The sequence below is a fragment of the Mucilaginibacter sp. A5337 genome, assembly GCF_059690695.1.
The window spans coordinates 142994-157392 of sequence record NZ_JCAWEC010000009.1 but is presented as its reverse complement, the minus strand read 5'-3'; the positions used below and the strand labels follow the sequence as shown (position 1 = coordinate 157392).

Below are 14399 nucleotides of genomic sequence, written 5' to 3'. Positions count from 1 at the left end.
ACTTTTTAAAACAAACTCTTAATACAATGGAAAAGCTCACTCACAACCCACAAAATCTATTTAACAGTGTTAAACGATTTAACGGTGTTGTAACATCTAATTTATGCAACTGCTGTAATTAGCACACATCGTTTCGGTATATCGTCATGAAAAATCGTGAAAATAACGATATAAGGCATTGGAAATCAAATAGTATAAATATAAACAATTGATAGTCAATTAAGTATGTAGCTGGCATCTCAATTGAAAAATGATCGGCAATAATAAAACAATGAAAACAATCAAATCATCATATATCACAAGCCCAACGGCTTATTCTAACCCTATCCATTCACCACTCTTAAAATCATCACTCATGAAAACACTCCTTTTAGCAGCAGTTGCAGCTTTAACATTATATGGATGTTCATCTGCACCGCAGGCTCCAACAGCACCACCGCCGCCGGCATTACCGGTTGCTACAATTGCGTCAGGTACCGAAACTACTTTCCAGGAATATCCTGCTTCAATTGAAGGTACTGTTAACGTAGAGATCAGACCACAGGTAAGCGGCACTTTAGATAAAGTATTTGTTGACGAAGGCGCATTCGTATCTGCTGGCCAGCCAATATTTAAAATTAATGAGCAACCATACCGCGCAGCTTTAAATAATGCATTAGCAAGCTTACACGCGGCTGAAGCAGCACAGGTAAACGCACAACTGGAAGTTGAAAAATTAACTCCGCTTGTTGCCAACAAAGTAGTATCTGACTACCAGTTAAAAACAGCTAAAGCTGCTGCTGATGTAGCCAAAGCCAATATCGAATCGGCTAAAGCTAATGTAGCTACCGCGCAGATCAATTTAGGTTATACCTTAATAAAAGCGCCTGTTAGCGGCTATATCGGCCTGCTTGCTAAGAAACAAGGTAGCCTTGTTGCTCCCGCAGATGTTGCTCCATTAACTCAACTATCAGACGTACATGACGTACACGTTTACTTTTCATTGGGCGAAAAGGATTTCGTAGCTTTTAAAGAACAATATCCGGGTGCCAGCCTGAAAGATAAATTGAAAAATGTTCCTTCAGTATCATTATTGCTTGCTGATAACACCGAATACGCTAAACAAGGTAAAATTGATATCGTTGACGGCCAGTTTGATAAAAACACCGGTGCTATCACCTTAAGGGCAAATTTCTCAAATCCTGATGGTCTTTTACGTTCGGGCAATACCGGTAAGATCCGTTTGAGCCTGAGCCATAAAGATGCTTTGATCGTGCCGGAATCGGCAACTGTTGAAATGCAGGACAAAGTATTCGTATTTATCGTGGGTGATAGCAGCAAAGTTAAAAAGCAAGCTATCGACATCGTTGGTAAATCGGGCGATCACTACCTGGTTAAAGATAAAGAGGCTATTAAAGCCGGCGACCAGATCGTGTTAGAGGGCATCGATAAACTACAGGAAGGCATGGTGATCCAGCCTCAAAAGGCTTCAGATAAAGTTGCCGCTGTAGTTAAGAAATAATACATACACTTAAACTTTAAAGTCATGTTTCAGAAATTTATAGAAAGACCGGTACTCTCAACTGTTATCTCCATATTGCTGGTGATAGTGGGTGTGCTTGGTTTAACAAAATTGCCCTTAGAGCGGTTTCCTAATATTGCCCCTCCATCGGTATTAGTATCTGCTGTGTATCCGGGTGCCAATGCGGAAACTATTTTGCGTTCCGTTACCCCTTCGTTAGAAGAAGCCATTAACGGTGTGGAAAATATGACCTATATGACTTCCACCGCCAGTAATGACGGTACATTAGGTATCACCGTTTACTTTAAACAAGGCACCAACCCCGATCAGGCAGCGGTGAACGTTCAAAACCGTGTTTCTCAGGCTTCAAGCCAGTTACCTGCCGAGGTTTTGCAATATGGTATTACAACCACCAAACAGCAAAACAGTTTTATTGGTGCTATGGCGATCTACTCTGAAGATCCTAAAAAATACGATCAAACCTTTGTAGCCAACTATGCACAGATCAATATCGTTCCGGAAATTAAACGTATTCCGGGTGTAGGTTCTGCCAGCATTTTTGGCGGTATTAAGGATTACTCCATGCGTGTTTGGTTAAACCCAACCCAAATGGCAGCTTACAATGTTACACCTGCCGAAGTAACCGCCGCTATACAGGATAAAAACCTTGAAGCAGCACCAGGTAAATTTGGTGAACGCAGCAACGAAGCATTTGAATATGTAATTAAATATAAAGGTAAACTTACCAAACCAGAGGAATATCAGAATATTGCTATCCGCGCTAACGCAGATGGTTCTGTATTGCGTTTGAAAGACGTAGCGCGCGTTGAACTGGGCGCTTATTCATATAATAGTGTAAGTAACCTGAATGGCCACGACGGTATTATTATTGGTATTATCCAGTTATCAGGTTCAAATGCTAATGAAATTCAGATTGCGATTGATAACCTGATGGTGAAATTATCAAAAGATTTCCCTGTTGGTATCAAATACAACCAGTTCTATCGTACCAAAACAGACCTTGATGAATCAATTAACCAGGTTGAGCATACATTGGTAGAGGCTTTTATATTGGTGTTCCTGGTAGTATTTGTGTTCCTGCAGGATTTCAGATCAACGTTGATCCCCGCGATAGCGGTTCCGGTTGCTATCATCGGTACGTTCTTCTTCATGAACTTATTTGGTTTCTCGATTAACCTTTTAACGCTGTTTGCACTGGTGCTGGCCATAGGTATTGTTGTGGATGACGCCATCGTGGTGGTGGAGGCGGTGCATGCCAAAATGGAGCATGATCCAAGCCTTACCCCTAAAGCTGCGACTACCGAAGCGATGCACGAGATTACCGGTGCGATCATATCTATTACGCTGGTTATGGCGGCGGTATTTTTACCGGTGAGTTTCATGACTGGCTCTACAGGTATCTTTTATCGCCAGTTTGCGTTGACCATGGCTATATCTATCATTATATCAGCTGTTAACGCTTTAACTTTAAGTCCTGCTCTTGCTGCTTTATTCTTAAAGAATAAACACAGTGAAAATGGTCATGACGCCCCTAAGCAAAGTTTTGTAGATAAATTTTACGCAGGCTTTAACGGTGGCTTTAATTATATGACCAACAGGTATGTTGGGGGCTTGAAAGTTCTGATCCGTAATAAATGGATCAGTATGGCTGGCCTTGCCTTAGTAGTTGTTGCCACGGTTTATATGGTAAACAAAACCAAGACAGGCTTCATCCCAACAGAGGATCAGGGCTTTGTGGCCATCGCTGTTAATACACCATCAGGTACTTCATTAGCGGGAACTAATAAAACATTTAAACAAGCTGAAGATCAGTTGAAAACACTGCCGTCTGCACGATTTGTTACCGCGTTGTCTGGTTTTAACTTCTTAACCCAATCCAGCAGTCCATCAGCCGGTGTAATCTTCTTGCTGTTAAAACCCACTGAAGAAAGGGGTGAGGTTAAAAATATCGATGCGATACAAAATATAGTTAGAGGTAGATTAGCAGGTATACCGGGTGGTACTTTCTTCGTGTTCAGTTTTCCAACTGTTCCGGGATTTAGTAACGTGGAAGCTTTGGATGTGATGCTGCAGGATAAAACCAACGGCAGGCTTGATAAATTTAGCGGTGTTGCTAATAACTTTATCGGCAAGCTAATGGCGAAACCCGCAATTGCTTACGCCTTTACTTCTTATAAAGCCGATTACCCTCAATTACAATTAGAAGTTGATGATGAAAAAGCCAACCAGTTAGGTGTAAGTGTGAAAGATATCCTTTCAACTATGCAGGCTTACTTTGGTACTGCACAGGCATCGGACTTTAACCGCTTCGGTAAATACTATCGTGTGGTTGTTCAGGCTGATATTGCCGACAGGACTGATCCTTCAGCAATTGACCGTGTGTTTGTTAAAAACAAATCAGGCGAAAATGTGCCGATCAATACCCTGGTTAAATTAACCCGTGTGTATGGTTCAGAAACTGCTTCACGTTACAACCTGTTTAACTCTATCGAGATCAATGCCATTCCTAAACCAGGTTACAGCTCTGGTGATGCCATCAAAGCGATAGAGGAAACTGCCAAAGAGCAGTTACCACAAGGCTTTGCTTATGAGTTCACCGGTCAAACCCGTGAGGAGATCGCTTCAGGCGGTCAGTCAACAGTGATCTTCCTGTTGTGTTTGGTGTTCGTATACTTCCTGTTATCAGCACAGTATGAAAGTTATATCCTGCCATTGGCGGTAATACTTTCAATACCTACAGGTTTATTCGGTGTGTTCATTGTATTGGGCTTAACCGGTATCGAAAACAACATCTATGTACAGGTAGCGCTGATCATGCTTATCGGTTTGTTAGCGAAGAACGCCATCCTGATCGTAGAGTTCGCGGTACAACGGCGAAGGGCAGGGCACGGGCTGGTTCAGTCGGCTATTGAAGCTGCTCAACTCCGTATCCGTCCAATCATCATGACCTCAATGGCATTCGTATTCGGTTTGTTCCCGATGAGTATTGCTACCGGTCCATCTGCACAGGGTAATCACTCTATCAGTATTGGTGCAGCAGGCGGAATGGTTTCAGGCGTATTGTTAGGTTTGTTCATCATACCTGTACTATACGTGATATTCCAGGGTTTGCAGGAACGCATCAGTGGTAAACCTAAACCGCTTGCCGCCGCCGGCGACCATGGTAAGGATGTGGCCGTGCTTGAAAATGAATATTCAGCTTAATCAATCAAACATCAACTAAAACTATCACAGGGTTTCAAACCTGTGATAGTTTAAAAAAGATATAACAATGAAAAATATAATAGGCAGTTTGGCTTTAGCATTGGTGGTGCTGGCCGGCTGTAAAGTTTCAAAAGATGTTGCTACGCCAAAGGACGCGCAACCTGAAACCTTCAGGAACGCGGTTACCACTGGTGATACCAGCAGCATTGCCGACTTACAATGGAAAAACTTTTTTACCGATGCCGCTCTTCAAAAGTTGATTGACAGTGCTATTGTTAGAAATTACGATATGCAGGTGGCGGTTAAAAACATTGAAGCCTCCGAGTTGCAATTTAAACAGGTTAAATGGAACTACGCACCTACTTTAGGTTTAAACGTTACCGCAAGTACAAACCGTCCGTCGGACAATAGCATCAATGGTTTAAGCATTAAGCAATATGGCATCGGTACTAAACATATCGAAGATTATAATGCAAATTTAGCCCTTTCATGGGAGGCCGATATCTGGGGCAAAATCCGCAGTCAAAACCGCGAAGCTTTAGCACAGTACCTGCAAACTAATGAGGCTAAAAGGGCTATCCAAACCAATATCGTGTCAAGTGTATCTCAAGGTTATTATAACCTCCTGATGCTTGATGAGCAGCTGAATATTGCAAAGAAAAACGTAAAACTGAATGATAGTACTTTACGCATCATCAAATTGCAGTACGATGCCGGCCAGGTAACCCTTTTAGGTGTTCAGCAGGCCCAGGCTCAGTTGGAAGCGGCTGCGCAGCTGGTTCCTCAGTTTGAACGGGATATCAATGTTCAGGAAAACGGTTTAAGCATATTAGCAGGCAGGTTACCTAACGCAATTGAACGCAACGTTACGCTTAATGACATTAGCTTTCCTGAAACCCTTTCAACAGGTGTGCCATCGGCTATGGTTAGCCGCAGGCCTGATGTAAGGAGCTCTGAACTGGCTTTGAACATTGCTAACGCGAGGGTTGGTATTGCCAAAGCTCAGCTTTATCCTTCATTAACTATTACAGGTCAGGGTGGTTTAAACTCATTTAAATCAAGTAACTGGTTTAACATCCCTGCTTCATTGTTCGGTACAGTTGCTGGGGGGATTGCCCAACCTTTGTTACAGCACAAGCAGTTGCGTACCCAATATGAAGTTGCCAAAGTTGACCGCGAAAAAACAGTGATCCAATTCCGCCAGTCTGTATTAAATGCAGTTGGCGAAGTATCTGACGCTTTGGTTAGGCTTCAAAAATTAAAAGAACAACAGGCTATTGCTGCAAACCGTGTTAAAACATTGCAACAGGCTACCTCTAATGCCAGCATGTTGTTTAAAAATGGTCTCGCTACTTATCTTGAAGTGATTACCGCTCAAGGTAACGTACTGCAAGGTGAACTTGAATTAGCATCTATTAAAATGGCTCAACTTAGCGCCAATGCCGAGCTTTACCGCTCATTGGGCGGCGGCTGGAAATAATCTTTATCTACCCCTATGAAAACGGAAAGCGGCCCTGAATACTCGGGGCCGCTTTTGTTTTATAATGTATACTACTTGCGTGTTTTTGAGGTAAAAAGATTCTTGTTATATCATTTAAACACTTTGTTACAAACAAATTACCCTGTTTTTGAAAGAAAATTCATATCATAGCAGCCCCAAACTATTTGAGTTGTTTTTTAAATGAAGCTTAAGATCGTACTTGTATTTCTTCTGTTTTGCGGTTCCGTTCGGGCGCAAAATGTCAATATAATCCCTCAGCCTAAGTCTGTTGTTAGCGGTACAGGGCAGTTTACTTTTAACAATCATAGTACTGTTGGTGTAAATGATGCTTCGTTATTGCCGATAGCCCGATATTTTCAAAAGCAGGTAAACCAATTAGCCGGTTTTACGCTTGCTGTTGATAATAAAGATGCAGGCAGCGTTATTCATTTGCTTTTAACCAATGGCGACCCTACTGCCGGGGCCTATTCTTTAAAAATTGTTGCTAACGAAATCACTATATCCTCAAGCAATCGCGACGGGGTTTTTTATGGCGTGGTTTCTTTACTGCAGATGATCAAAGATCAGCCACGTGGCGAAAGTATCAACTTAGCATCTTTAACCATTTTCGATACCCCACGTTATCAATGGCGTGGATTGATGCTCGACGAATCGCGCCATTTTTTTGGGGCCGAAAAGGTGAAGCAAATCCTTGATTGGATGGCGTATTATAAGCTCAACAAATTTCACTGGCACTTAACCGATGCGCAAGGCTGGCGTTTAGAGATTAAAAAATACCCTAAGTTAACGCTGATTGGTGGAATTGGGAATTACAGCGATTCAGTAGCAGACCCTCAATATTATACTCAGGCCCAAATCAAAGATATCATTGCTTATGCTGCCGAAAGGTTTATAACTGTGATCCCTGAAATTGATATGCCAGGCCATGCTACTGCCGCCAACAAAGCATATCCGCAGTTTAGTGGTGGCAGTGTTGAAGGCTATCCTAATTTTACGTTTAACCCCGCAATCGATAGCACTTACCAGTTTCTTGGTAATATCATTAAGGAAACCAGTGCATTATTTCCTTCTAAAATGATCCATTTAGGTGGCGATGAGGTTGCTTTGGGTGTTAAGGCCTGGTCGCTTAATCCTTCAATTGCCAACTTTATGCAGAAGAATAATTTTGCTGATGTGGGTGAATTGGAACGTTATTTCTTTAAACGCGTAGCTGATACCGCTATCAATGCGGGTGATAAAGTATTGGCATGGGACGAAGCAACAGGTACAAACCTGCCTGCTGATAAAACCATTATTTTTTGGTGGAGACAGAATTTGCCGGGACAGCTGCATTTGGCGGTTCAAAAAGGTTACCAGGTGGTACTTTGCCCACGTTTACCAATGTACTTTGATTTTGTGCAGGATGCCGATCATATCTCCGGCCGGAGGTGGAAAGGGGTATATAATACGGTGGGTAGCGTTTATGGTTTCCCTGAAAAACAACTACAAAACAACGAGGACTTACAGTCAAAACAGATCATAGGTGTACAGGCCAACATCTGGACAGAAATGATAGGGTCTGAAAAACGTCTTGATTTTATGCTATTCCCGCGTATTGCCGGTTTAGCAGAAGCCGGTTGGACAGCACCCGAATTAAAAGACGAGGAAGCATTTAACAACCGCTTAAAAGCAAGTATCAAGATTTACGATGCGGCCAATATCTATTATTTCAATCCATTCGATAAATTTTTCCATGACGAAGCCATTGACTTTGGCCCTAAGATCAGGAGGATGCCTAAGCCTGAGAATGTAGATTATGGTGACGAAGACAGGCCGACACGCAGGCACAGACATGGCCGTTCGTCTAAAAAAGAACATTCTTCCAAACATTCGTCCAGGCATTCATCATCTTCGTCAAAACATTCATCTTCGAAGAAATCGTCATCTTCTAAAAAGTCGTCATCATCTGGCAGCAGCCATAAATCATCGCACAAAAAGAAGAAGTAGTAATACCGAATAGCATTAATTACAAAGCCCTGCATATGTCAAGTAAGCAGGGCTTTGTTTTTGTAGTGGTAAATTAGGGGCAGGTTTTTGCTGCGTAAGCGATACCGGGTGCATAAATGCTGTAAATTGCAGGCATTCCATTTTGCCAATTAATCTGCATTTACATGAACCTGTTTAACCGCCAAATTATCCTTTCAATTTTCTTTACGCTGCTTTGTTACTTATGCAAAGCCGACCCTGTTTTTTACATGAATCAGGTGGCATACGACGCGCGTGGAGCAAAGACCATCGTTGTACGTAACGATGCTAAATTTACCGCGGGTACAACATTTCAATTGCAAAATACGGCGGGCAAAATAACTTTTACCGGAAAATTGAGCAAGCATTTACAGGTAGATGAGTGGGCAAAGGGCGCATACTTTTATCAGGCCGATTTTTCAGGATTTAAAACCGAAGGTAAATACCGGCTTATGATAGGCAAAAATAAAGGGGCGGTATCCGATTGGTTCGAGATCAAAGATAATGCATTGGCGATGGCTACCATCCCTTCAATATTAAGTTACTATAACAGGCAACGGGCCAACACGCCAACCGAACTACAGGCCGACTCCGTTGTTCAGCTTTACGGTAGCGATAAAACCGTTGATCTGCGCGGCGGCTGGTGCGATGCATCGGGTGATGTGAGCAAGTACTTTTCGCATTTAGCTTATGCCAATTTCGTGTCGCCCCAGCAAATTCCCCTGGTAACGTGGTCGATGATCAACACGGTGCAAACAGCTCCGGGTTTATTAAATAAACTAAACGTTTATGATGGCATGGTAAACGAAGCGCTTTGGGGGGCCGACTATATGATGCGTGCCTTATCGAAAGACGATTATTTTTATATGATCGTGTTCAGTTACTTTAATAAAGACCCTAAAGCAAGGCGAGTTGTAGGGTTAAAGGCAAACAGCGTTACTACCGATGAATACCAGGCCGCGTTTCGTGAGGGCGGTGGAATGGCTATAGCATCATTGGCAAGGATCTCTCAATTGAAAAAAGACGGTGATTTTAAATCGGCCGAATATCTTGCTGCCGCTAAGCGGGCCTTTGCTCATCTGCTGATAAACAATACTAAATATGATGACGATGGTAAGGAAAACATCATTGACGATTATTGTGCCCTGATGGCGGCTACCGAATTGTGGATAGCGACGGATAGCACCCTCTACCGGGACGAAGCCCGCAAGCGTGCCGAAAACCTGAATAAGCGAATGAGCCCCGCAGGTTATTTTATTGCCGATGATGGTGACAGGCCCTTTTGGCATGCAGCAGATGCGGGAATGCCTGTTGTTGCATTATGCAGATATCTCGACAAAGAAAAGGATGCAGATGAACGTACCGCAGCCTTATCTACCATAAAAAAGGCTTTAGATTATAATCTTAAAGTTACTGCTAATGTCGACAATCCGTTTGGGTACGCCCGGCAGTCGTTTAAATTCAGGGGTACAGTAAAAGATGGTTTTTTTATTCCGCATGAAAATGAAACCGGCTGGTGGTGGCAGGGCGAAAACGCCCGCCTCGGCTCGCTGGCTACTGCGGCACTAATAGGAGGAAGGTTAATTTATCCTGAGAAAGGTGGCTGGGGCGTAAAAAAAGAACTGGCCGAATATGCCTCGCACCAAATAGCCTGGATATTGGGTTGCAACCCTTACCAAATGTGTTTTATGTACCAGTTTGGTAAAAGCAATGTGCCTTACATGAGTTCGAACTTTGGGCATGGCTCCGGCAAAGGTGGAATCTCCAATGGTATCACTGGTAAAAAGGAAAATCCTGACGGAAGTGGTATCGATTTTAAAATGAAGGATAATGGCAACGAATGGCGCTGGACAGAGCAATGGTTGCCTCATGCCGCATGGTATCTGCAGGCTGTGACGGCAATGGCTATACAGCAATAATTTGAGCTGTCATTTTTTATACCTCAAATTGTCATATTTACTACCCGGTTCCCTATCTTCAAACAACTAAGTTTGTATTGAATTAAAACCTATGCATATGACAAAAACAAATATTGCCGGTAACTATGCCGTTGTTAATGGCCTGAAAATGTATTACGAAATTCATGGTGAGGGTTTCCCGTTGGTGCTGGTTCACGGCGGAGGTTCAGATATCTATGTTACTTTTGGTCGTGTGTTGTCAACTTTTGCAAAAAAACACAAGGTAATAGGGGTAGATCTACAGGCGCACGGGCGTACGCCAGATAGGGGCGTGCCCACTTCATTTGAACAGGATGCTGATGACATTGCGGCTTTACTTAAACATTTGGATATAAAACAGGCTGATATCATGGGCTTTAGCAACGGTGGTAACACCGCAATGCAGTTGGCGATCAGGCATCCAGAATTAGTACATAAAATCATCATAGCTTCCTCGTTTTATAAACGCAGCGGTTTCGACTCCTGGTTTTGGGATTTTATGAAAAACGCTACCCTGGATAGTATGCCCAAGCCTTTGCAGGAGGCGTTTCTCGCTATAAACAATGATCATGCTGCTTTAGAAATAATGCATAAGCGGGACCTTAGTCGTATGCAAGCTTTTCAAGACTGGGGCGATGACGCTATTCGTTCTATTACAATGCCGGCGTTGGTGATTGCCGGGGATAAAGACGTAATCAGGCCAGAACACACCCTGGAATTATACCGTATGTTACCTGATGCTGAGCTTTGCATCCTGCCTGGTGGCCATGGCGACTATATAGGTGAGATAGCCGAAGTACGTGAAGACGGAAATTATCCTGCTGTAACCATTATAGAAGAGTTTTTAACCAAGGCAAAAGCTTAAGCTTTTACCTTGGTTTCTTTACGTACTATAGGGGCTACCTTTGTGCCGTAAATTTCAATGGCTTTTAAAATATCCTTGTGTTTGGTAAAGCCGGTAACCAGTTGGGCTACAAAGCGGGTATTGCCAAAAAGCTCGTATTGCTGCATGATTTTGTCGATAGCCTGCTGCGGATCGCCAACAACCAGTGGCCCAAAATCGCGAAGGTATTCAAATTGCTCCCTTGTCATGGGCGACCAGCCCCTGTCTTTGCCAACACGGGTCATGAGGGCCTCATAGCTTGGGTAAAATTCATCCGCTGCCTGTTGCGAGTTTTCGGCCACGTAAAATTGTGAACTGATAGCCAGTTGCAGTTTGCTTACATCATGTCCGGCTTTAGCTGCCGATTCGCGGTAAAGTTCCACAAAAGACACAAAATGTTTTGGCGCGCTACCCAATATGGCAATGATCATGGGCAGGTTTAATGCTCCCGCTCGTTTAGCAGAGGCTGGGGTGCCGCCAACGCCTATCCAAACTGGTATCTCTGATTGCAATGGACGAGGGTATACACCCTGGTTTCTGACCGACGCCCGGAAGTTGCCTTTCCATGAAATAATTTCCTGTTTATTGATCTGCAAAAACATTTCGAGTTTTTCAGTAAACAATGCATCATAATCATTCAGGTCGAAACCAAACAAAGGAAACGATTCAATGAATGAACCCCTGCCCGCTATCATTTCAACCCGGCCACCCGAAACAAGATCGGCAGTAGCAAAATTTTGAAATGTGCGCACCGGATCGGCCGAGCTCAATACGGTAACAGAACTTGATAAACGAATATTTTTAGTGATAGCTGCTGCCGCAGAGATTAATATTTCAGGTGCTGAGATCACAAAGTCGGGCCGGTGATGCTCGCCGAAGGCAAAAACATCCAGGCCAACCTCATCAGCCAGTTTTACTTCTTCCAATAATTCCTGAACCCGCTTGTGGGCATTTAAAGCATTGCCGCTCTTGCCATCGGGATGTACCTCGCCAAAGGTGCTTATACCTAATTCCATGTATCAAAAATAAAGATTGGCTGCGTTAAGCTCCTTCTTTTCAAAACTTCCGGGAGCTGTAACATATACTTTAAGCGGAGCTACACGGGGCCTGTACCTGCCTGTTGGCGGTGGTGGCGCATTGTATATGTACTTTACCTTTATCTGATGAAAACCTTTTGCCAGTGGCAGCGCATATTCAGCTTCTGTTAGTTGCACGCCATCAATGAACAATTGGCTGGCCGCATAATTTGCAAGCGTAAAGTTATAAGTACCATCGGCCAAAATATTCACGTAACCGTCATAAACCACACCAAAATTAGGGTTGTCTTTTTTCAAAGGTTCGGCATCCAGTTTATTGCTGATAGCCGAATCTTGTGGTGCAGCATAGCTAAGCTGATCGGGAGAGGTAAATGTGTTTTTTGCCCATTTGTATTTAATCCCCTGTTTGTTGGCCGTGTAGTTTACTGGAGGTAATGGCGCTTTATTGTACATTAGAGTGCGGGTAGCAATACTCCTGCGACCGGATGGTGTGATCACCCTTGTCCGCAATTCCCTCTTCTCATTTTGCGGTATGGAGAAAGTGATTGGCCCGTCATACTGAAGGTCAGTATCCAATGGGTCGCGGCCGTTGAGTGTATAATAGATTTTAGCACCCGGTACAACCGATTTTAAGGTATATACGAAATGAGGACCTACAACCATGGTATCGATAGTGGTTAACGCGGTTGGTACCCGGTAGTTGTAGCTAATGGCATCTAATCTTGCAAAATGTTTAGCCAACCGTACTTCTGAAAAATTGGTGTAGTCTTTATTGACAGGTTGGGTCCATGCCACTTCCGATAAGGCGAAAACTCTCGGCATGATTTGGTATTGAAGCTTGGCCACGGTAGGTACGTACTCTGTCCAAAGGTTACCCTGGGTGCCTATTATATATTTCTGTTCGTCGGGAGTTAATTGCTTTGAAACCGGATCATAATTATAAGTTTCTTCCAAAGTGGCGTAACGGCCAAAAGATACCGGCTCCTGTGGTGAGCTGCTTTGGTAATGATCAAAGTAGTTACCTGTAGTTTGCGGTGTCATAATCACATTATGCTTTTGATGGGTAGCATTAATACCACCCTCCTCACCCTGCCAGCTCATTACTGTGGCGTTAGGGGCAAGGCCACCCTCCAGTATCTCATCCCAACCTATAATACTGCGGCCTTTGGAGTTGATGAATTTCTCAATACGCTGAATAAAATAGCTTTGCAATTCCTTTTCATCTTTCAGGCCTTTTTCCTTCATCAAAGCCTGGCAAAAGGCCGATTGTTTCCAGGGTTCCTTACCTGCTTCATCACCGCCAATGTGAATGTACTTGCTTGGGAACAGCGCCATCACTTCAGTAAGCACATCCTGTAAAAAGGTAAAAGTCTGCTCGGTAGGGCAGTACAGGTTATTGATATCGCGCGGGGCTTTTTGGCCGGCAACGGTATCGCATCTAAATTCGGGATAGGCACGCAATGCAGCTTCGGAATGGGCAGGCATTTCAATTTCTGGGACCACGTTAATATATCGGTCGGCCGCAAATTTAACCACATCTTTAATTTGTTCCTGGGTGTAAAAACCGCCGTAACTAAGCGAATCGGGCCAGTCGCGGTTACTGCCAAACATGGTTTGCTGGCGAAATGCACCCACTTCGGTAAGTTTGGGGTATTTTTTAATCTCGATACGCCATCCCTGGCCATCAACCAAATGCCAGTGAAAGGTATTCAATTTATAAGATGCAATAAGCTCGATTACCTTTTTAACCTGCGGAATGGTAAAGAAATGACGGGATACATCCAGCATCATCCCACGGTACCCAAAACGGGGCGAATCCTCAATTACCGCGCAAGGCAATTTATAGGAGGCTGCGTTTTCAACCGGGAAAAGCTGCAACAAAGTTTGAATGCCATAAAACAGGCCTGCATCCTTGCCAACGATAATAATATTGAGTGGTGTGATGCTAAGTTTATACCCTTCATTTGGCAATTTATTAGCTCCTTTTGAGGTCAGGATCAGGCCTTTGCTTTTGGTTGCTTTAATTTTTGAGTTGTATTTGGCTATTTTGATATTCAGGTGCCGGTTCTCCTGCAGGTAATCTTTCAGCCATAAAACAGCTTTGTCTTTTGGGTTGTCGGCTTTGATTGATGTGAGCGGGGTAAAAATAAATGTACCATCGCTTTTGGTGATTGAAGCAGGAGCGGGAATGATGCCCAAATGCGGATCGTCGGTATTGGTTTGGGCCGATACTTTACCGGTTTGGGTCAAAGAAATAAAGAAGCTTATAAAAGCAGCAAGTTTGAACAGGTTATACAGTTTAAAATTCATA

The 14399-nt window shown here is 43.4% G+C and carries 8 protein-coding genes; 6 read left to right on the top strand and 2 right to left on the bottom strand.

Features of this window, described 5'->3' with window-relative positions:
• Positions 1 to 355: 355 nt before the first annotated feature.
• The 6 genes from AC59JO_RS26225 to AC59JO_RS26200 all read left to right on the top strand — a co-directional run bounded on the left by AC59JO_RS26225 (position 356) and on the right by AC59JO_RS26200 (position 11033).
• Positions 356 to 1501: an efflux RND transporter periplasmic adaptor subunit gene (locus AC59JO_RS26225; RefSeq protein WP_413668567.1), complete on the top strand. Its 1146-nt coding sequence runs from the start codon at positions 356 to 358 to the stop codon at positions 1499 to 1501.
• Between the two features lie 24 nt (positions 1502 to 1525).
• Positions 1526 to 4726, top strand: a complete 3201-nt coding sequence (locus AC59JO_RS26220) for an efflux RND transporter permease subunit (protein ID WP_497309181.1) — start codon at positions 1526 to 1528, stop codon at positions 4724 to 4726.
• Between the two features lie 67 nt (positions 4727 to 4793).
• Complete coding sequence (locus AC59JO_RS26215) at positions 4794 to 6206, top strand: efflux transporter outer membrane subunit (protein WP_413668565.1); 1413 nt, start codon at positions 4794 to 4796, stop codon at positions 6204 to 6206.
• A 201-nt stretch (positions 6207 to 6407) separates the two neighbouring features.
• Positions 6408 to 8213: a beta-N-acetylhexosaminidase gene (locus tag AC59JO_RS26210; protein WP_413668564.1), complete on the top strand. Its 1806-nt coding sequence runs from the start codon at positions 6408 to 6410 to the stop codon at positions 8211 to 8213.
• Between the two features lie 248 nt (positions 8214 to 8461).
• Positions 8462 to 10150 carry a glycoside hydrolase family 9 protein gene (locus tag AC59JO_RS26205; RefSeq protein ID WP_497309178.1) on the top strand — a complete coding sequence of 563 codons (1689 nt, stop codon included), beginning with the start codon at positions 8462 to 8464 and terminating at the stop codon, positions 10148 to 10150.
• Between the two features lie 97 nt (positions 10151 to 10247).
• Positions 10248 to 11033, top strand: a complete 786-nt coding sequence (locus AC59JO_RS26200) for an alpha/beta fold hydrolase (RefSeq protein WP_497309176.1) — start codon at positions 10248 to 10250, stop codon at positions 11031 to 11033.
• On the opposite strand, the gene AC59JO_RS26195 is transcribed toward AC59JO_RS26200, so the two are convergent.
• A complete protein-coding gene (locus AC59JO_RS26195) occupies positions 11030 to 12067 on the bottom strand; it encodes an LLM class flavin-dependent oxidoreductase (protein WP_497309174.1) in 1038 nt (345 codons plus the stop codon). The genes AC59JO_RS26200 and AC59JO_RS26195 overlap by 4 nt on opposite strands.
• A 3-nt stretch (positions 12068 to 12070) precedes the next feature.
• Positions 12071 to 14398, bottom strand: a complete 2328-nt coding sequence (locus AC59JO_RS26190) for a family 20 glycosylhydrolase (protein WP_497309172.1) — start codon at positions 14396 to 14398, stop codon at positions 12071 to 12073.
• Between the last annotated feature and the right edge of the window lies 1 nt (position 14399).

Excerpts from the sequence above, each read along its gene's own strand:
- AC59JO_RS26225 (WP_413668567.1), top strand. The coding sequence starts at position 356 with ATGAAAACACTCCTTTTAGCAGCAGTTGCAGCTTTAACATTATATGGA.
- AC59JO_RS26220 (WP_497309181.1), top strand. The coding sequence starts at position 1,526 with ATGTTTCAGAAATTTATAGAAAGACCGGTACTCTCAACTGTTATCTCC.
- AC59JO_RS26215 (WP_413668565.1), top strand. The coding sequence starts at position 4,794 with ATGAAAAATATAATAGGCAGTTTGGCTTTAGCATTGGTGGTGCTGGCC.
- AC59JO_RS26210 (WP_413668564.1), top strand. The coding sequence starts at position 6,408 with ATGAAGCTTAAGATCGTACTTGTATTTCTTCTGTTTTGCGGTTCCGTT.
- AC59JO_RS26205 (WP_497309178.1), top strand. The coding sequence starts at position 8,462 with ATGAATCAGGTGGCATACGACGCGCGTGGAGCAAAGACCATCGTTGTA.
- AC59JO_RS26200 (WP_497309176.1), top strand. The coding sequence starts at position 10,248 with ATGACAAAAACAAATATTGCCGGTAACTATGCCGTTGTTAATGGCCTG.
- AC59JO_RS26195 (WP_497309174.1), bottom strand. The coding sequence starts at position 12,067 with ATGGAATTAGGTATAAGCACCTTTGGCGAGGTACATCCCGATGGCAAG.
- AC59JO_RS26190 (WP_497309172.1), bottom strand. The coding sequence starts at position 14,398 with ATGAATTTTAAACTGTATAACCTGTTCAAACTTGCTGCTTTTATAAGC.